The organism is Paenibacillus arenilitoris (assembly GCF_014705655.1).
Taxonomy (GTDB): Bacteria; Bacillota; Bacilli; order Paenibacillales; family Paenibacillaceae; genus Pristimantibacillus; species Pristimantibacillus arenilitoris.
Map to the genome: position 1 here is coordinate 18,466 of NZ_JACXIY010000054.1, position 18,452 is coordinate 36,917.

The 18,452-nt window shown below is 56.9% G+C and carries 16 protein-coding genes; all 16 read right to left on the reverse strand.

The genetic code is table 11. The features are described from left to right. Window position 1: 1 nt before the first annotated feature. Window positions 2–1,084 carry an ABC transporter permease gene (locus tag IDH41_RS29180; RefSeq protein WP_190867522.1) on the reverse strand — a complete coding sequence of 361 codons (1,083 nt, stop codon included), beginning with the start codon at window positions 1,082–1,084 and terminating at the stop codon, window positions 2–4. 5 nt (window positions 1,085–1,089) lie between these two features. Continuing rightward, window positions 1,090–2,631 (reverse strand): ABC transporter ATP-binding protein, encoded by a 1,542-nt coding sequence (locus tag IDH41_RS29185; RefSeq protein WP_190867524.1) that lies wholly within the window; start codon window positions 2,629–2,631, stop codon window positions 1,090–1,092. Window positions 2,632–2,767: 136 nt separating this feature from the next. After that, the gene (locus tag IDH41_RS29190; RefSeq protein ID WP_190867525.1) at window positions 2,768–3,829 is read right to left on the reverse strand and encodes a BMP family lipoprotein; all 1,062 of its coding nucleotides are present in this window, start codon (window positions 3,827–3,829) and stop codon (window positions 2,768–2,770) included. 349 nt (window positions 3,830–4,178) lie between these two features. Beyond that, window positions 4,179–6,185, reverse strand: coding sequence for an ATP-dependent zinc metalloprotease FtsH (ftsH, locus tag IDH41_RS29195; protein WP_190867527.1), 2,007 nt, complete (start codon window positions 6,183–6,185; stop codon window positions 4,179–4,181). A gap of 109 nt (window positions 6,186–6,294) precedes the next feature. Next, entirely contained in the window at window positions 6,295–6,834 is a 540-nt protein-coding gene (gene hpt / locus IDH41_RS29200; protein ID WP_190867529.1) for a hypoxanthine phosphoribosyltransferase, read from the reverse strand. Window positions 6,835–6,885: 51 nt separating this feature from the next. Continuing rightward, window positions 6,886–8,298 carry a tRNA lysidine(34) synthetase TilS gene (gene tilS / locus IDH41_RS29205; RefSeq protein WP_223830161.1) on the reverse strand — a complete coding sequence of 471 codons (1,413 nt, stop codon included), beginning with the start codon at window positions 8,296–8,298 and terminating at the stop codon, window positions 6,886–6,888. Between the two features lie 43 nt (window positions 8,299–8,341). Next, window positions 8,342–9,265 carry a protein kinase domain-containing protein gene (locus IDH41_RS29210; RefSeq protein ID WP_190867533.1) on the reverse strand — a complete coding sequence of 308 codons (924 nt, stop codon included), beginning with the start codon at window positions 9,263–9,265 and terminating at the stop codon, window positions 8,342–8,344. Further along, window positions 9,249–9,974, reverse strand: coding sequence for a vWA domain-containing protein (locus IDH41_RS29215; RefSeq protein ID WP_190867534.1), 726 nt, complete (start codon window positions 9,972–9,974; stop codon window positions 9,249–9,251). Before IDH41_RS29215 ends, IDH41_RS29210 begins: the two co-directional genes overlap by 17 nt. A gap of 671 nt (window positions 9,975–10,645) precedes the next feature. Then, window positions 10,646–13,138: a stage II sporulation protein E gene (gene spoIIE, locus IDH41_RS29220; protein ID WP_397328768.1), complete on the reverse strand. Its 2,493-nt coding sequence runs from the start codon at window positions 13,136–13,138 to the stop codon at window positions 10,646–10,648. A 409-nt stretch (window positions 13,139–13,547) separates the two neighbouring features. Further along, entirely contained in the window at window positions 13,548–14,051 is a 504-nt protein-coding gene (locus IDH41_RS29225; RefSeq protein ID WP_190867536.1) for a S1 domain-containing RNA-binding protein, read from the reverse strand. Window positions 14,052–14,311: 260 nt separating this feature from the next. Continuing rightward, window positions 14,312–14,620, reverse strand: coding sequence for an FtsB family cell division protein (locus IDH41_RS29230; RefSeq protein WP_190867538.1), 309 nt, complete (start codon window positions 14,618–14,620; stop codon window positions 14,312–14,314). 8 nt (window positions 14,621–14,628) lie between these two features. After that, complete coding sequence (gene yabQ / locus IDH41_RS29235) at window positions 14,629–15,237, reverse strand: spore cortex biosynthesis protein YabQ (RefSeq protein WP_317890837.1); 609 nt, start codon at window positions 15,235–15,237, stop codon at window positions 14,629–14,631. Beyond that, entirely contained in the window at window positions 15,234–15,521 is a 288-nt protein-coding gene (gene yabP, locus IDH41_RS29240) for a sporulation protein YabP (RefSeq protein ID WP_190867555.1), read from the reverse strand. The genes yabQ and yabP overlap by 4 nt, the downstream gene beginning before the upstream one ends. Window positions 15,522–15,675: 154 nt before the next feature. Beyond that, a complete protein-coding gene (locus IDH41_RS29245) occupies window positions 15,676–15,966 on the reverse strand; it encodes an RNA-binding S4 domain-containing protein (protein ID WP_190867540.1) in 291 nt (96 codons plus the stop codon). A 3-nt stretch (window positions 15,967–15,969) separates the two neighbouring features. Then, window positions 15,970–16,242, reverse strand: coding sequence for an HU family DNA-binding protein (locus IDH41_RS29250; protein WP_190867543.1), 273 nt, complete (start codon window positions 16,240–16,242; stop codon window positions 15,970–15,972). 183 nt (window positions 16,243–16,425) lie between these two features. Beyond that, a complete protein-coding gene (locus tag IDH41_RS29255; protein WP_190867545.1) occupies window positions 16,426–17,901 on the reverse strand; it encodes a bifunctional methyltransferase/pyrophosphohydrolase YabN in 1,476 nt (491 codons plus the stop codon). Window positions 17,902–18,452 lie beyond the last annotated feature (551 nt).

Genomic DNA, 18,452 nt, shown 5'->3' on the forward strand with positions numbered 1-18,452 from the left:
GCTACACCGCCTCCTTCCGCTTGCTTGCGCGCCTGCCGAGGAACGGCTTCAGGAACCACTTCACGAGCCCGTGCGAAGCGACGAAGAAAATAACCGAGCCGATCACGATCCGAACGACCTCGGACGGCACGCCCGCGCCGAAGCTCATGCCGGTCGAACCGTAGGTAAGTCCGCCGAACAGGATCGCTCCGAGCAGCACGCCGACCGGCGTATTGCCGCCGAGCAGCGCGACGGCGATGCCATCGAAGCCGTAGCCCCAAGAGGCCGCCATGACGGTCTGATAGCCGAATACGCCCAATATTTCGAAGACGCCGCCAAGACCCGCGAACACGCCGCTGATGAACATCGACTTCACCATCGTGCGGTTGACGTTCATCCCGGCATACAAGGCCGCATCTGGGTTATGCCCGACGGCGCGCAATTCGAATCCCTGCTTTGTCCGCCAGAGCAGCATGTAGAATAGGGCGACGCAAATCAGCGCCACGAACGTGCCCCAGTGCATCCGCGCCTTGTCCATCAGCTCGATCAGCCAGTCGATGGTCAGCATCGCGGAATCGTGGACGGGCCTCGACTTCTGCTGACCCTTTTCGACGAGAAACTTCGCCACGATAAAGTTCGAAAGAAACAAGGCAATCCAGTTCAGCATAATAGAGGAGATGACTTCGTTGACGCCGCGCGACGCTTTCAGAACGCCCGCGATGGCCGCCCACAAGCCGCCGAACACTGCACCCGTCAAGACGGCGAGCGGCGCGTGGATGAACCAGGGCAGATCCAGCGTGACGCCCACAATCGTGGCGCCGGTCATGCCCATCATGAACTGTCCTTCGACGCCGATGTTGAACAAGCCGGTACGGAAGGCGAAAGCGACCGCGATGCCCGTGAAGATGAGCGGCGTAATCGCGCGGATCGCTTCCCCCGTATTATAGGAGCTGCTGAACAGCTTCTCGAGCAGCGACGAGTACGCCAGAATCGGATTGTAGCCCCCGGCCAGCATGGCGATCGCCCCGACGATCAATCCGAGCAGAATGGCGACGGCCGGAATAAGGAACGACGTCTTATTAAAAATCTTTTTTGCATTTTCCATGGCCGCTATCCCCCGTTTCCTGCCGCTGCCGCCGCTTTGTTGCCGGCCATCATCAGGCCGAGCTGCTGATCGTCCCGGTTCTCGGCGTCGACCTCGCCCATCAACCGGCCTTCATACATGACCGCGATGCGGTCGGATAATGCATAGAGCTCGTCGAGCTCGAAGGAAACGAGCAATATCGCCTTTCCTTCGTTACGTGCCTGCACCAGACGTTTATGTACGTATTCAATTGCGCCGATGTCAAGTCCCCTCGTCGGCTGAACCGCGATAAGCAGATCGGGATTTTTGTGAAGCTCACGCGCGATAATCGCCTTCTGCTGATTACCTCCCGACAGCGCGCGCGCCTGCGCGTCGATGCCCGATGTGCGGACGTCGAATTCGTCGACGAGCTGGGTCGCGAGCTTATCCATCGCGCTGTAGTCAATAAAGCCGTAACGTCCGTATTCGGGCTTGAAATAATTGCCGAGAATCATGTTTTCGCTAAGCGTGAAATCAAGCACGAGCCCGTGCTTATGCCGATCCTCCGGAATGTGGCCGACGCCGGCCACCGATACTTTGCGCGGGGATTGATTCGTCAGGTCTTGTCCATTCAGCCTGACGCTTCCTCCGCTGACGGGCCGCATACCCGTAATGGCGTAGATTAGCTCGCTCTGCCCGTTGCCGTCTACGCCCGCGATGCCGAGAATTTCGCCGGAACGGACCTCGAAGGTGACGTCGTTCAACACGTTCTTGCTTCGTTCGCCCTTCATGTGCAAGGCATCGACGGCAAGCACGATGTCGCCCGGCCGGCGCTTCGTTTTCTCCACGGTGAAGTTCACGTCCCTGCCGACCATAAGCTCGGCCAGCTGCCGTTCGTTCGTCTCCTTGGTCGGGAGCGTGCGGATTACCTTGCCGCGGCGGATAACGGTCACCATGTCGGTGAGCGCCATGACTTCCTTCAGCTTGTGCGTAATAATAATGATCGACTTACCCTCCGCCGCCAAATTCCGTATGATTTCGATGAGCTCTTCGATCTCCTGCACGGTCAGCACGGCCGTCGGCTCGTCGAAGATGACGATGTCCGCGCCGCGGTATAACGTCTTCAATATTTCCACCCGCTGCTGCATGCCCACGGTAATATCTTTAATCCGCACCTGCGGATCGACTTTCAGTCCATAGCGCTCGGAGATGCTCCGAACTTTCTCGTTCGCCTGCTTATAATCGATTTTCAACCCTTTGACGGGTTCGTTGCCAAGCACGATATTCTCCGCAACCGTGAACGGCTGCACGAGCTTAAAATGCTGATGCACCATTCCGATGCCCAAGCCGATGGCCTTCGCGGCGCCGTCAATGACGGTTTTCTCGCCGTTCACCCATATCTCGCCTTCGTCGGGCTGATATAGACCGAATACGATATTCATAAGCGTCGATTTGCCTGCCCCGTTCTCGCCGAGCAGCGCATGAATCTGTCCTTTTTTCAATTCGAAATCGATGGAATCATTGGCGGTAAAGCTGCCAAAACGTTTCGTTATTCCTTTGAGCTGCACGGCTGCCTGGTTCCGGTCCATACCTTATCATCTCCCCGGATAACATATACTTGCGTAAGTTGGCGACGCCTAAACGGACAAAGACCGGCCGAAGCCGGTCTTGGCTGTTACGTCGACAAACGATCCTCAAACAAAGGATACCTTTGAATGGCGGAATCTATTCAGTCGGCACCTTAATTTCGCCGCTTACGATTTTTTGTTTGTATTCTTCTACTTTCGCAAGCACTTCGGCCGGTACGTTCTTCGAAGACGTTTCCGGCAAGCCTACGGCATCGTCCTTGAGGCCCAGCACTTGCGTCGTTCCGCCGGCCCAGTTGCCCGCGATCAGATCCTTGGACACTTTATGAACGGCCGCTTCGACGCCCTTCATCATCGAAGTGAGCGTCACTTCGTCGCCGAACTCGAGCGATTGGTCTTTGTCAACGCCGATGACCCAAATGTCTGCTCCATTCTTCTTGCGATCGATCGCTTCGTTGAATACGCCGTTGCCCGTGCCGCCAGCCGCGTGGAAAATAATATCGACGCCGGCGTCGTACATCGTGGCCGCCGCAAGCTTGCCGAGGTCCGGCTTGCCGAAGTCGCCCGTATAGTTGACTTCGACTTTCGCATCCGGTTTAACGGCTGCAATGCCCGCTTTAAAACCGGCTTCGAACTTCTTGATAACCGGGATCTCCAATCCGCCGACAAAACCGATTTTATTCGTCTTGGTCATCATGCCCGCAACGACGCCGACAAGGAAAGAACCTTCGTTCTCGGCGAACGATACCGATACCACGTTCGGCAATTTCACTTCGCTGTCGATAACGCCCAGCTTGGCTTCCGGATTTTCGGTAGCCACCTTCGTCATCGCTTCATTGAACAGGAAACCGATGCCCCAAGTGAGGTCGAAGCCTTCCTTCACGAAGCTGTTCAGGTTCGGCTCCATATCGGCGTCGCCTTTGCTTTCGAGATATTTCGTTGCCGCGCCGGTTTCGGCGGTTACTTTCTTGAGCGCTTCCCATGCGCTTTGGTTGAACGATTTGTCGTTCACGCCGCCGACGTCGGTAACCATGCCGATATTGAAGTCTTTGCCGGTACCGTCGGACTCGACTTCCTCTCCGTTCTGACCCGCATTGCCGCCGGCGCCGCCCTCGGCGTTATTTTTCGCACCTCCGCATGCCGATAGCACAAGCGTTAAAGCCATAAGCATTACGAGCGTCCAGCTAAATGTCTTTTTCATGGTCTTGCTCTCCCTTACTCTAATTTGTTGTCCTGCCAAGCAACCCCGCTTACCTTCTTATTCTTGCTGATCCTGGCCGCTATTATTTCATTATAGTTACAAAAAAATAAACGTCAATCATTTGATGTTAGGTTTAATTACACCATTTCATCGATTTCATTTTTTATGTAACACATATGTAACATATCGGCCAAAAAAGATAAACCTCCGCGTCATTCTCCTTCATTCTGCTAAAGGTTTCCACTCCGTATTATAGGCTAAATCCGAACATTAATAAAGAAAAAAAATAGTCGTCCCATGCCCCGCTGGAGCTTGGAACGACTATTCGTATTTCTAGCAGGCCGTAAGCCTATTCCTTCTGATCCGGATCTTCCGGCAGGTCGCGTTTGTCATGCGCGGGCGCGTCCGTTACATCCTGATCGCGCTTCTGTATCCGCACCTTCACGTCGCCAACCGTCTCGACGATTGGATCGGCCGCCGTTTCGGCAACCGCTCCGTCCGCTTGCGAACCGCCTTCGCCGCCGCTCTTAATCGAACCGCTCTCGATCAAGTTTTTAATTTGCTCGAGCTCCAGCGTTTCTTCGCTAAGCAGCGTCTGGGCGATCAGATGCATCTCCTTGCTCTTCTCCGTCAGAAGCTTCTTCGTACGGTCGTAGCAGGACGTAATAATGCTCTGCATCTCCTGGTCGATCTCGTAGGCGATCGCATCGGAGTAATTCTGCTCGTGTCCGATGTCGCGGCCGAGGAACACCTGTCCTTGCGAGCTGCCGAACTGCATCGGTCCGAGCTTATCGCTCATGCCGTACTCCATGATCATGCTGCGGACGATGCCGGTCGCTTGCTTGAAGTCGCTGTAAGCGCCTGTACCGACTTCACCGATGAACAGCTCTTCCGCGACGCGGCCCGCGAGCAAGCCGCAAACCTTGTCGAGAAGCTCCTGCTTCGTCACCAGCATGCGGTCTTCCTTCGGCAGCATAATGACGTATCCGCCGGCGCGTCCGCGCGGGATGATCGTTACCTTATGCACCGTATCCGCGTGCTCCAAGAAAAAGCCCGCGACCGTATGTCCCGCTTCGTGGTAAGCGACGATCCGCTTTTCGCGGTCGCTGATGACGCGGCTCTTCTTCTCCGTGCCGACGATGACGCGGTCGATCGCGTCGTCGACCTCGACCATCGCGATGTCCTTCTTGTTGCGGCGAGCGGCAAGAAGCGCCGCTTCGTTAAGCAAGTTCTCGAGGTCCGCGCCGCTGAAGCCCGTCGTACGCTTCGCGATGACGTCCAGCTTAACGTCCTTCGACAAAGGTTTGTTGCGCGCATGAACCTTCAGGACCGCCTCGCGGCCTTTCACGTCCGGACGGTCAACCGTAATCTGACGGTCGAAGCGTCCCGGACGAAGGAGCGCCGGGTCAAGAATATCCGGACGGTTCGTCGCCGCGATAATGATGATGCCTTCGTTGGCGCCGAAACCGTCCATCTCGACGAGCAATTGGTTCAGCGTCTGCTCGCGCTCGTCATGGCCGCCGCCGAGTCCGGCGCCGCGCTGACGGCCGACCGCGTCGATCTCGTCGATAAAGATAATGCAAGGCGCGTTCTTCTTCGCGTTCTCGAACAAGTCGCGCACGCGCGACGCGCCGACGCCGACGAACATCTCGACGAAGTCGGAGCCGGAGATGCTGAAGAACGGCACGCCAGCTTCTCCCGCTACCGCGCGGGCAAGGAGCGTCTTACCGGTACCCGGAGGACCGACGAGCAATACGCCCTTCGGAATGCGCGCGCCGACGAGGTTGAACTTGCGCGGATCCTTCAGGAAGTCGACGACCTCGACGAGCTCCTGCTTCTCTTCGTCGGCCCCCGCCACGTCCTCGAACGTGATCCGTTTCTTCTCTTCATTGTACAAGCGGGCTTTGCTCTTGCCGAAGTTCATCACTTTGCCGCCGCCGCCCTGCGCCTGATTCATCAGGAAGAAGAACAGGACGAAAATTATGACAAACGGAATAATGGATGTAAGGAACGTAAGCCAGATGCTAGGCTGGTCCATTTCCTTGTTGCTCAAAGCAAATCCGTATTGCTCCGACCAATCGCGCATCTGCGCTTCCGCGCTTACCCCTATTCTCGAAACAAACTGATCGGTTTCCGCGCCTGCAGGCTTGTTCGTATATTTACCAGATACGAAGTAGGTTTGATTCTCGTACTTGAGGGTGATCTCTTTGACATTGCCTGATTCAATTGCAGCCCGAAGCTCGTCGTATCGCAATTCAACGTTCGTGTCATTTTGGCTGCTGATAAATTGAAAAATCCCAACGGTCACCAAAAAGATAATTAAATAAAAACCAGTATTACGGATGATCCGATTCATCCCCAACCTCCTCTCAGACGCTTAAAATATTTTACCATAGCATGACTTTCCATAACAATAGAGGTATACGGAGAGGGCATGTACGGGTGAATCGCTATTTCAACTGCGCTTACTTCTCATAAACTTGCGGCTTCAAAATGCCGATATAAGGCAGGTTGCGGTACTTCTCCGCGTAATCGAGCCCGTAGCCGACGACGAACTCGTCCGGCAGCGTGAAGCCCTTATAATCGGCCTGCAGGTCGACCGTGCGCCGCGCAGGCTTGTCGAACAAGGTTACGACCGTAACCGATTTCGCGTTCCGGCGTTCCAGCACGTCGATCAAATAGGTGAGCGTGAGGCCGCTGTCGATAATATCCTCGACAATGAGCACGTCCCGCCCTTCGACCGATACGTCGAGGTCCTTGATGATCTTGACGACGCCGGACGATTTCGTGGACGCCCCGTAGCTGGACACGGCCATAAAGTCGATCTCGAGCGGCACCTTAATTTCCTTAACCAGGTCGGCCATGAAAATAAACGCGCCTTTAAGAACGCAAATGACGAGCGGGTTGCGTCCGCTGAAGTCCTTGGTGAGCGTCTCTCCCAATTCCTTGACCTTCTCGCCGATTTGCCTCTCGTCGTACAGTATTTCCTGAATATCGTTCTGCAAAGTCGAAATCCCCCTACGCCTTAACTATGTTTATGAGTGTACCAGTGCGTCTTATTCGTTACGCGCCCGGACGAACAATACGTCCTCCGTGCGGGATCCGGTCAGCGCGTGGCTCGACCTGCGGATGCCGGGTATCCAGAGCAATCGCCCGGCTGCGTCGAAGAGCAGCGGATACCGCGCTCTCTCGGACGGGGCGATTTTCTCGTCGACGAACATATCTTGCACTTTTTTCGAACCATTTAATCCTAAAACGTGAATTCTGTCGCCAGGACGCCGATTTCGAACGATGAGCGGATAAGCCAGCTCGGAGGCGTCGAAGCAGGCTTCGTAACGCGAAGCAGGCTTGCGGCCCAGTCCGGCGGCTTCGCGGATAAAATCGAATGTCCAGCCGCTCGGCTCCGCCGTCAAGCTCGCTTGGTCCCTTCCCGCTTCGTACTCATAATCGTCCGCTTCGGGGAGTTCGTTCCGCGGCAGCCGAAGCCAGCGCATCACGTCGTATTCCCTGAGGCAGCGAACCCTTGCCCCGGCGTCGGTCCGCCAGGTCGTCGGCGCATGAGGGGAGGCGGCAAGGCGCATCGTCTCGATCTGCTCAAAGGATATGTTTTCCGTTTCCTGCGAAAGATAACTTAATATTAGTTTAATCAATCTCCTTTGTAAAGCGACATGGAGACCGCTTAAACCGGTGCAGCTTACCGCGCATTCATCGGGGGATATCGTAACGAGCTGCGCGAATAAAGCTTCGGTCTGCTTCTCCATCCAATCGTCTTCCGCGCCCGCCACTTCGGCCAATCGCTGCAGCGATTGCGGCAGCTGCGGATTATGCTGCGATAAATAAGGCAAAATGTCAAGCCGGATGATATTCCGGAAATAATAACGCTCTTCGTTGCTGCTGTCGACGCAGTACGGAATGCCGTGCTCCCGGCAGTAACGCAGAATGTCTGACTTTTTCATACGTAGCATCGGGCGAATAAGTTCCACGTTTTTTTCGCGTCTTTTGCTGAGCATTCCTGCCAGTCCGGTTAAGCCCGTCCCGCGGATAAGCCGCATGAGGACGGTCTCCGCCTGATCGTCGGCATGATGCGCCAGCGCGATCGCCGAAGCGCCGCGCCGAAGGGCGACTTCATGGAGAAACGCATACCTTCTCTCGCGGGAAGCCGCCTGTCCGTTCAATCGAGTTTCTTCTATATAAGAGGGCATATCGAGCAAGGCGGTCTCGCAAGGCACGCCCAGCTTCTCCGCATAGGCGGTCACGACCTCCAGCTCGCGGGCGGATTCCTCTATCCGGAAGCCGTGATTCACATGCGCCGCGACGACCGACAGCTTCCCTTCGTCCGCCAAGGAAGCCAGCATATGCAGCAGCGCCATCGAGTCCGGGCCGCCGGAGACGGCCGCCACGATCCGGTCGCCCTCCGACCACAGCCCGCGCTCCGCTCGGGCCTTCTCCAGTTCGCTTCGCAAATTCATCGTCTTCGCATCCTCACCTTCCATTCGCTGCGGCCGCGCGCCGTCACATCATATTGCGCAGCAGCCAGAAAGCCGACGTCGCCAGCAGCACGGCCGTCCCCGCGGCAAGCCCCTTCAACCAGCCGGGCATGCCCGGCGTCCTGTGCGTATCCCGCCGGTGCATGAGCTGCCGCCAGGCGTCGGCTCCTTCGAGCGCATCCGCGAACTGCCCGGCGAACGCCTTGCGCAGCCAGCCGGCCACAGGCCTTAGCGCAAGGTTCGCTTCCGCGATCCGGATCAGATCGTCCGCCGAACGGTTCTGCGGAAGCAGCTCCTTCGTCAGCTGGTGAAGCCGCTTCGGCTCATGAAGCTGGATGCAGAGCACGGCGAAGGAGAACAGATCGTACCGCGGATCGGCTTGCCTCGAGCCCTCGTTCCAGTATCCGCGGTCGTAAATTTCCGTGAACTGGCGTATGCTCTTGCCGGCGGCCGTCACCCCGCCGTAATCCACGAGCTCGACATGCCCGTAATCGGCGACGAGCACGTTCTCCACCTTCAAATCGCCGAACACCCAGCCCTCCTGGTGCAGCTTCGACAGCTTCCCGAGCAGATTGAGGCCGACGAGCGGGAACCATTCCGGCCCTTGGCGCTTCAAATAATCGGCAAGCGTCGTGCCGAGTATGTAACGCATGATGTAAAACGGATATTCGCGCCCGTCCGGTCCGTAGAGGTCGTCCACGTCGTACAAAAAGGAGTCGTGCCCCTGCTGCTTCTGCTTGGCCATCGACTGCAGCACATTGATCTCCGATTGCAGGTCGACGGCGTCCGAACCGACCTTAAGCGCGAACCAGCTTCGATCGCGCTGTACAAGATATACTTTACCGTTTGCGCCCTCCCCAAGCAAACGTTCGACCCTGTATCGGCCATGCTTCCACTTGCCGGTCACCACCGTCCCGCGGCGGAGATCGACTTTAAACGACGTAGCCACTCATCATCCCATCCGTTTCATCTCTGCTCTGTCTACCATAATCCCCCCGGCGGTAAAAATCAATCACATGCATGATCGCCGGGCCGGTTGGGGTCGTTCCTCCCATTTGCAGCTTAGGAAAAATGGCCTGCACGCCGTTCAAATGCGTCGTCCAGTTCAAGTCCATGACGCAATCGTCGCCATGCTTCGTTCCCGGAAAATGAAACACGGCGATTTCGCTCTTGCCCTGCCTGGCCTGCAAGCTAAGCATCAGATCGCGGATCGCTTCCTCGACCGCCGCCAGCTTCGGCTTCATGCTCGCGCTGGCATCGATCAGCAAGGCAACCTGCAAGCCCGACGTCTCGCCGAGCTCGTCGATGACCCGGACGACTTCGCCGCGCTTGTCCGGCGGCAGCGCCTCGATCGCTCCGTTGCCGAGCACCTGCTTCAATTCCTTCTGCACGGCAAGCTGAATCGTCTGGACGACGGTTTTGCGCGTCATCATCTGCACCGTCTGCGACAGCTGCCGCATATTGACGAGCCTGCTCAGCCCGCCGCCGGCGCGCGCGATCTCGTCGATCTCGGTCGCGCCGAGCTCGCCGACGTCTCCGTGATCGAGCACGCCCACCACGTTGACCGCGATGCCTTCCGAACTCGCATGAGCGGCCGCCACCACCGGACTTAGTCCGACGTTCGAACAGCCGTCCGTAATCAATAAGATTTGTTTCATCGTTATCCCTCCTGAAATGTTTGCGACAGCAAACATCGCATCGTAAGCTTAGGCCTATGATTGTGAAACAATCATCGCATCGTAAGCTGGAATCCTTTCTATCAGCTTTGCCTATTTTGGGAGAGAACAAACAACTAGACGGCAAAAAAACACGGCCCGCAGGCCGTTTATCTTCTATGTAAGCTTGCCATGACGCTTAATCTCAAAAATTGAAACTACCGAGCAAAATTAGAGGTTTTTGCCGCCGATAGTTTCATTATCTGAAACTAGTCCTACAATTTAGGCGATCCTTCAGCCGCTCCTCCATTTTTAATTTCAATTTTCGAAACTGCTGAATGCCTCTTATCCCCATTAAGCCGATTAATTTCAATTTTTGAGACTGCTGGACATCATTACCTCCAAAGATGTCGCCAATCCCCGTAACCGACACATGCGCATTTCGCTTCGCCGCCAACAACGCGCAACACGCGCCAATTCCCGTGAAAACCGAATGTTTCCACGCCAAAAAAGCCCGTTGGCGCCGGCCGCGAATGACGCGATCCCGACCGGCCGCCTAACGGACTTCCTGCAGCTGCGCACGTTCGCTCCTCCTTCCCCTTTTCCTTCCTTTGCGCGCGATTGTTAAAATCCCTTTTGTCCCCCGCCTCCTTCCATCCATGCTATGCCTCCGGTCAGCTCACCGTCCTCGGACGCTCCATGCGGGATACGCCGGGAAACCGGAACGACGCCCACTCCGGCAAATGCTTGTCGATGCGCGCCACTAGCACCGTCATATCGTCGACGATTTCGCCGTTGTGGTGGCGTACCACCTTCTCGAGCAGCGCATCGGCCATCTCCTGCGGATCCTCCGTGCTCAGCTCGCCGATGATCCGCTTCATCCACAGCTCTTTGTTGACCGCATGACCCGGTGCGTCGTATATACCGTCGCTCATCATGACGAGCGTATCGCCCGACTGCATCTGCATCGACACGAAATCGACGTCGATGTCCTGCAGGATGCCGATCGGCAAGTTGTTGGCCGTCACCGGAATGACCTCGCTGCCGCGCTTAATGAAGCTCGGCGTTGAGCCGATCTTCATGAACGTCGTCTGGGCCGTATATAAATCGACGATCGCCAAATCGACCGTCGCGAATATTTCGTCGGAGGAGCGTAGCAGCAGCACCGAGTTCACCGACTTCACGGCCAGCTTCTCGTCCATGCCGGACTGAAGCAGCTGCTGCAGGATCGACAGCGCCGCGCTGCTCTCCTGGCGCGCGCGCTCGCCGTTCCCCATGCCGTCGCTGATCGCGACCGCGAATTTGCCGTTGCCGAGCTCCACCATGCTGAAGCTGTCCCCGGACAGCAGGTCTCCCCCCTTGGCCGCACCCGCTATGCCGGTCTCCACCTCGAATTGCTTCGCCGAACCGAAGGCAACCAGGGTCGGATCGCCGTTCTTCGCCGGCGGAATTTCCGACTTCACCGCGATATGCTCGCCCAAAATGTCGCTGAGCAGCGGGGCGATGATTTTGCGGCACTCGTCGTACCCCTTCCCGAACGAATGATACACCTCGATATCTACGTTTCCCTCCTCCAAGCTCACAATATCGATGCCTTGAATCGATAAGCCGAGTCCTTCCACCGCCTCCCGTATTTGTTCTTCCTGCAAATGCAGCGTCTGCCCTTCCCGCTTGATTTCCTTCGCCAAATCCTCCATGACCTGCGAGACGCCCTGCAGCTGATCAGCGACAAGCTGGCGGGAGTCGTATATTTGCTTCTTCCAATGCATATTGTTCTTATAAAGCTCGTACTGCTGGCGCATGTCGAGCAGCACTTGGGACGACTTCACGCAGTGCGCCGTCCACGCGCGCGGAACGTCCTTCCCGACCGGAACGCGGTCCTCCTCCACCGCGGTCATCATTTCGGTCATCATATTGTACGTATGAAAAAACTTGTCCTCCCAGCACGCGTGTTGCCTATGGCAGGACGCGCAGCTCCGCTCGGCCACGGCGTTCATGAAATGAGCGACTTCATCCTCCTTTTTCGCGGACGTCGCCGCGCTGTTCAGCTGGCCGAAGCTTCGCGACAGCTGCTGGAACACTTCGGAGTACTGCGAGACGCGGTCCGCCGTCACCTCGCGAACCCGCTTCGCGTATTCATGCTGCGATTTCGCATGCTCGATCGTACCCGGCACGTACCTGGAGATCGTCCGGATCATGCTGCGGGGGGTCAGCATCAGCAGCGTGGCGGCCGCAACCGATTCCCAGGTCGAGCTCATCACATCCGCCTGACTGCCCACATATATGGATAAAATCGACGTCCCGAGCAGCATCCCGAAGGCGGCGGCCGCTTTGCCGCCGTCGCGCAGCAATCCGGCAAGCAGGCCCGCAAATGCCAGCATGCTCATCTGCACGACCGCGCCGAAATCCGCCAAGCTCAGAATGAGGCCCGCAACGACGCCGACCGAAGCACCAAGCGGCGCGCCGCCTGCTAACGCAAACAATAAAAGCATGTATCGCGACATGATATGCTCGGCCGACATGCCGTACAGCATCCAGCCGACCGCCCCCGTCATGACCGAGGCGAGCAGAATCATGAGACAGATGATTTCTTCGTTTTTGAGCTGTGCCGACTTTTTGGTCATCGTAAGCACGGGAATCGCCTGAATAAACACGAGGGTAAGCACGAAGCCGAGCGCGGCTTCCACGACGACGAGCATAAAGTTGTACCAGCTCAGCGCATCCCCGATAAAAACGCTGAACAGCTGCACGAGCAGCGTGGACGCGAACACCAGAATCGGCGCCGACGACAGCTCCGCCTTCTCGTAAGCCTCCAGCCCTTTTAAGAAAAGGAACAGCACCGCGATCTCCATCGCGATCCACATCGGCGCGGGATCGGCCGTCAGCCAGCTCCCCGCGACGAGCGATACCGCCACCCACGGATAAATGTCGCGTCTCATGAAATAGATGACGGCGAAATAGGCGATCGCGAACGGCATAAGCGACTCCAGAATAACCGCCCGTCCGAGCAGGAAAGCGACGCCGACCAGCAGAAAAGCCCATTTCTTCGCCATCAATACTTGTATGAATCGGCGCGCCGCTATCCAATCCTGTCCTTTTTGCATGGCCCTATGAAAGACATTCGTCCGTTTTACGCCTGGAGCAACAACTACGTTATCGTTATCCACTAACAGACACCACCTATCCGAATGGAATGTGTTTCCCATTATAGGAGGTTGTCCGCATGAAGTTTGTCAGTTATCGTAACACGTCAAAAATTTTTTTCCGACAAAAACAATTGCCCCCGCGCGCCTTGTCACCGAGCCTTCAAACGTACGCGCCGCTTAGGTTTGTCCGCTTGAGACCACAACAGGCCGCCTCTATGCGACAGCAAAAAGCGTGCCCCGATTTTCCCCGGCCATGGCGAATCGACGTTGGAACATGTCGGGAATGATGGAGGATGAGAGAAAAGTTTTTTTTCGCATCCGGAATATTCCGTCAATACGACACGGTCAAGCCGCGGACGGACGCAAAAAAGGCAGAACCGGGATGGTTCCGCCTTGTGCGTATAAGGTTTAACGTATTCTGCTTACAAGCCTAAACCCGCTTGGCTCCGCGTCCTCCGCGTTTGCCCTCCGTATTCTTCTTCAGAGAGGAAATGCGCTCTTCGCTGTCTTTCAGGAAACGTGACATTTTATCTTCGAATGACGGTTTGCCGTAGGCCGGTCTGCCAGACGATTGCTTATTGAAGGGACGTCCGCCTCCGCCGCCTCCGCGGTTGAAACGTTCTCCGCCGCCCGTGCCTCCAGCATAGCCGCCTCCGCCGTGGCGCTCGCGTTGTTGTGGCGCTGGTTGGCCTTCCGGCCGGTCGATGGCTTGCTTAATGGAAAGTCCGATCTTGCCGTCTTTGTCCACGTTGATCACTTTAACCTTCACGATGTCGTCAATTTTCAGGTGATCTTTCACGTCCTTGACGTAGTTATCGGCGATTTCCGAAATGTGAACAAGACCCGTGACACCTCCCGACAAGTCGACAAATGCCCCGAAATGCGTAATGCCTGTCACTTTTCCTTCTAACTTAGCGCCCACTTCAATTGCCATAAAATAAAATGTTCCTCCCTAAGAGATTTGCGAAGCAAATCTTGCTTCGTAAGCGGTACTGAGATTTGCGAAGCAAATCTTGCTCCGTAAGCGGTACTGAGATTTGCGGAGCAGCTCTTGCCCCGAAAGCGATACTGAGATTCGCGGAGCAGATCCGGCTCCGTAAGCGATACCGTGCTTTGCGAGACCGCTGTTAACGTGATTATAACCGAACCGCCGAAGGAAGGTCAACAGACGTTCACCCGATTTGCCGCCCGTCTTCAATCGCTGAAAATCTGCCGTTCGCCCTGCTTCACCATGCCGAGTTCCTTGGTTGCGAGCTGCTCGATATATTCCTCGTCGTTAAGCCGTTCTATTTGCCGTTCAAGCTCGCCGCTTTCCTTCGCGGCGGCGTCGATTTGCCCTTGAAGCGTGGAAAGCTTCTGATTGGTCTCGTCCTTCTGCTGCATCTGGCCGAAGATCGTGTACACCGCCCAGCCCAAAAACAATACGATGAACATCGACCATATGCGAAACCGGCGCTTCGTGCCGGTACTGCCCGGCGATTTGTTTGCAGTTGCTGCTGCCATGAGCGGCGTTACCTCCTAAACCACTTGCTCCGCCATCGAGCAATTATTCGTCCAAAGCCCGCCAGTCTCTCGCGGATTCGCCAGCCGGTCACGTAAGGCGACAGCCACCGCCAGAGCGGACGAACCGCCGGACGGAGCAGCCACGCGAGCAAGCGCCAAAATGGACGAAACAATTGTAGCACAATTTTGAAAAGGAAAATAGTGAGCGCAGACCCAAATCCTAAAATAACGACGATTAATTTGTAGATCAGCTTGATCGGCTTTACGATGAGGAGATCGAGGCACTTCAGAACGAACGCGACCAGCTTGCGGACGGCGCCGATCAACCATTTTACGAGAACGATCACGATCTTGCTGAGCAGAAAATAATAGAGGATCATGCCGAAAGCCAGTCCGATGAAAACGTACGCCCGCACCTCGCCATTGTTGCTGGCGTACAGCGCCCGGAAGACGACCAGCGCCGCCGCCATCCAATAGATAACGTCGAGCACGGGCAGCCACCAGCGCGGAAACTTCAGCTCATTCGATACGACGCGGTAGCCGTCGAACACCGTTCCCATGCCGAGTCCGGATAACAGCATGACCGCCATCGTCATCCACTGCATGTCGAGCGTCACTTAAACAGCTTCCCCAACAAGCCTTTGGATTTGTTCGCGCTCGTATTTCCATCCGAATAGGCGAGTGAATGGACGAATCCTTCGATCATGACCAATCCTTGCTCGAGGCTTAAATGCTTCATATGCAAATTTTGGCCGGCGACCGTCAGAAAGCCAAGCTCCGTCTCCAGCAAAAACTCTTCGCTGTCGAAGCTCTCGACCTTCAATACGCCGGTAAGATCCAGCTGCTTGCGATTGATCAATTTCACTTCCTGCCGTTTTTGCCCTTTGCCCTGGTCGATCATAAACTCGTCCCCCGCTCCGTTAACGTAACTGACAGATACCATGTTGAGACTAGCTTATGGCGGAGCGGCGCGATTTAGAACAAGCGAGCGGCCGGACATGCCCGGACACGAAAAAACCGCCCGCAAGCGAACGCTTGCGGACGGCCGGTCATCATCAGCTTCCCGATTCCCACCCGAGATCGTTCTCGCGCGGGCGCTGTTCTTCTTTCACCAAGGTGTAGAGCTCTCCGGCTTCATCCTTGCGGGTCGTCTCCGCGACGCGTTCCACGCGCACGGTAACGATCTTCTGCCCGTATTGGATTTGGAGCTCGTCCCCGACCTTGACGGTGCTGCTCGCTTTCGCTTCGCGGCCGTTGATCCACACGCGCCCTTGCTCGGACACGTCCTTCGCGACGGTGCGGCGCTTGATCAGCCGGGATACCTTGAGAAATTTATCCAGACGCATGGATTACTTGATGGCTTCTTTCAGCTTGTTGCCCGCTTTGAAAGCAGGAACTTTCGCTTCGGAGATTTCGATTGGCGCGCCCGTTTGCGGGTTGCGGCCAACGCGTCCGGAACGCTTGCGAGTTTCGAAAGTGCCGAAGCCGATCAGCTGTACTTTGTCTCCGCTGGCAAGAGCGTCGGTTACTTCGCCCAAAAATCCGTTAAGCACGGCTTCTACGTCGCGCTTCGTCAAGCCGCTTTTCTCTGCGATGTTGTTGATCAGGTCTGTTTTGTTCATTATAGAATCCTCCTAAATTTTAAATGGCCTTATTTGTGGTCGACGCTTGGCGCGCCGCCGTTCTTGGAATTTTTTACTCGCATGAGGAATAGTTATTCGGCCTGCGGGCAAAGAAATCCTGCCGGTAATCGAAATTTTTTTGCGAATAGTGCGGAATAAAGGCGATTCGTGCCGAAATGATAATCAGGATTGACGCTTGGCCTCTTCCCACCATTTATCCATTTCTGTTAAATCAGTGTGGTCAAAATTTTTGCCGCTTATACGAAGCTGCTCCTCAATATACGCAAATCGGCTGCGAAATTTATTGTTCGTCCGGGTGAGCGCCTCTTCGGGATCGGCATCGATGAAGCGCGAGGCGTTCACGACCGCGAACAGCAGATCGCCGAGCTCGGCCGCCTGCTCCTCCCGGCTCTTGCCCGCGATCGCTTCCTTCAGCTCGGACAGCTCCTCCTCGATCTTGTCCAGCACCGGCCCGAGCTCGTCCCAGTCGAAGCCGACCTTCGCCGCTTTCTTCTGCAGCTTGTACGCCTTCATCAGCGCCGGCAGATCCGGCGGAATGCCGTCCAGCGCCGATGCCCGCTCCGTGCCCTTCCTCTTCTTCTCTTCCGCCTTCATCTTCTCCCAATTGACGAGCGCTTCCTCGGAATCGGCCGCTCCCTTGCCGCCGAATACGTGCGGATGGCGGAAAACGAGCTTCTCGTTCAGCGACTGGATCACGTCGTAGACGGAGAACGCGCCGGTCTCCTCCTCCATCTGGCTGTGCAGCATCACCTGGAGGATGACGTCGCCGAATTCCTCCTGCATGCCGTCCGGATCGTCGTTATCGATCGCTTCCAGCGCTTCGTAGAGCTCTTCGATGAAGTTTTTGCGGATCGACCGGTGCGTCTGCTCGCGGTCCCACGGACAGCCTTCCGGGCTGCGCAGAATCGACACGATCTCGTGCAGGCGGTCGAACGAGCGGTTGCGCAGCGCCGGGTCGTCCGACCTCGGCACCCAGATGAGCGACAGGTTGCCGTAGCCCGGCATTCGGTCAAGCTCGTAAAGGGGGGCGCGCACAATCCGCTCCTCGCCCTTCACGCCCAGCGAATGGCCGACGACGACCTCGAAATCGTCCGGATAGCGCTCCATCAGCGCAAGCTTCACGTCCGAAGCCGTAAATGCATCGTACACTTGTCCGATCAGCAAATGCAGCCGGGGCTGCAGCTGCGAGGCTTGAAGCTCCGAGGCGTCCAGAAGCGCGAAGCCTTCGATCGGATCGAAGCCCAGGCTGACGAAGGCCTGATCGAGGAAGCTTTCGCCGCCGAGGATGTCGAGCCTGACGCCCGCGTCCGGACAGCGCTCGCGCAGCAGCTGCACCGTGCGCTCCGCCACCATCGGGTGGCCGGGGACGGCGTAGATCAAGGCACCGGCGCCTTTCGCTTCGGCAATCAAAGCTTCGGCAATCGCATCATAGACGTCCGGGAAGGACTCGTGCTGCTCGTAGAGCGCGTCGAACGACGAATACGCGATGCCATTCTCGTCCAGCATGGACAGGACCGGATGCCGCGCCGTCCGGACGAATACGCGCTCCGCCGCTTGCAGCCTGCGCCATGCGCCCAGCGTCAGCTGATCCGGGTCGCCCGAGCCGAGCCCCAGCACCGTTATGTTTGGAGCTGTCATTTTTCGTGCAACCTCCTTGAAAGTAGGGCTGATTCAAGTGTAAACGGCTGACGCCGTCCTTTGGCGGCATAAGCTCGTTTCGCGAAACCGCGCAGCCAATCGATTCCACACAAGCCGGAGCCCCGAACGAGCGCGAAAGCTAGGATAGCAAGGCCTATGTATCGAGACCGATGACCGCCTCGTCTCTATTGTGCCATAATTATCGGCTCGAGGCCAAATCGGGCCAAAAAACCCGGTATGGGCGCTCGGGCCGAACGAAGGCCCTATCCTGTATTTTGGCATGATCGGCGGAGCCATTTCAACCCGATCGGCTGAAAGCAAGTCGCCAGGCGCCAAGCCATGCTGCGGCTTGGCCAGTTCCGCTAACCGCGCTGTGCGCCCGGTTAGCGCTCCCGCTCCGCCGGCGGAATCAGCCGCCAGCGTCTCAGCCGGGCGGCCCATACGCCGCCGCCCGGCAGCGCGCGCCATTCGCGCGCGCTCACGGCGCCGCCGCGCAAAGCCGCGGCGCCGAAGGCGCAAGCGCCGACGGCGACGCCCGTCAGCGCGAGCGC

Coding starts and splice junctions, on each gene's coding strand:
- IDH41_RS29180 (WP_190867522.1), bottom strand. CDS start 1,084: ATGGAAAATGCAAAAAAGATTTTTAATAAGACGTCGTTCCTTATTCCG.
- IDH41_RS29185 (WP_190867524.1), bottom strand. CDS start 2,631: ATGGACCGGAACCAGGCAGCCGTGCAGCTCAAAGGAATAACGAAACGT.
- IDH41_RS29190 (WP_190867525.1), bottom strand. CDS start 3,829: ATGAAAAAGACATTTAGCTGGACGCTCGTAATGCTTATGGCTTTAACG.
- ftsH (WP_190867527.1), bottom strand. CDS start 6,185: ATGAATCGGATCATCCGTAATACTGGTTTTTATTTAATTATCTTTTTG.
- tilS (WP_223830161.1), bottom strand. CDS start 8,298: ATGAATTTGCGAAGCGAACTGGAGAAGGCCCGAGCGGAGCGCGGGCTG.
- IDH41_RS29215 (WP_190867534.1), bottom strand. CDS start 9,974: ATGAAACAAATCTTATTGATTACGGACGGCTGTTCGAACGTCGGACTA.
- IDH41_RS29225 (WP_190867536.1), bottom strand. CDS start 14,051: ATGGCAATTGAAGTGGGCGCTAAGTTAGAAGGAAAAGTGACAGGCATT.
- IDH41_RS29230 (WP_190867538.1), bottom strand. CDS start 14,620: ATGGCAGCAGCAACTGCAAACAAATCGCCGGGCAGTACCGGCACGAAG.
- yabP (WP_190867555.1), bottom strand. CDS start 15,521: ATGATCGACCAGGGCAAAGGGCAAAAACGGCAGGAAGTGAAATTGATC.
- IDH41_RS29245 (WP_190867540.1), bottom strand. CDS start 15,966: ATGCGTCTGGATAAATTTCTCAAGGTATCCCGGCTGATCAAGCGCCGC.
- IDH41_RS29250 (WP_190867543.1), bottom strand. CDS start 16,242: ATGAACAAAACAGACCTGATCAACAACATCGCAGAGAAAAGCGGCTTG.
- IDH41_RS29255 (WP_190867545.1), bottom strand. CDS start 17,901: ATGACAGCTCCAAACATAACGGTGCTGGGGCTCGGCTCGGGCGACCCG.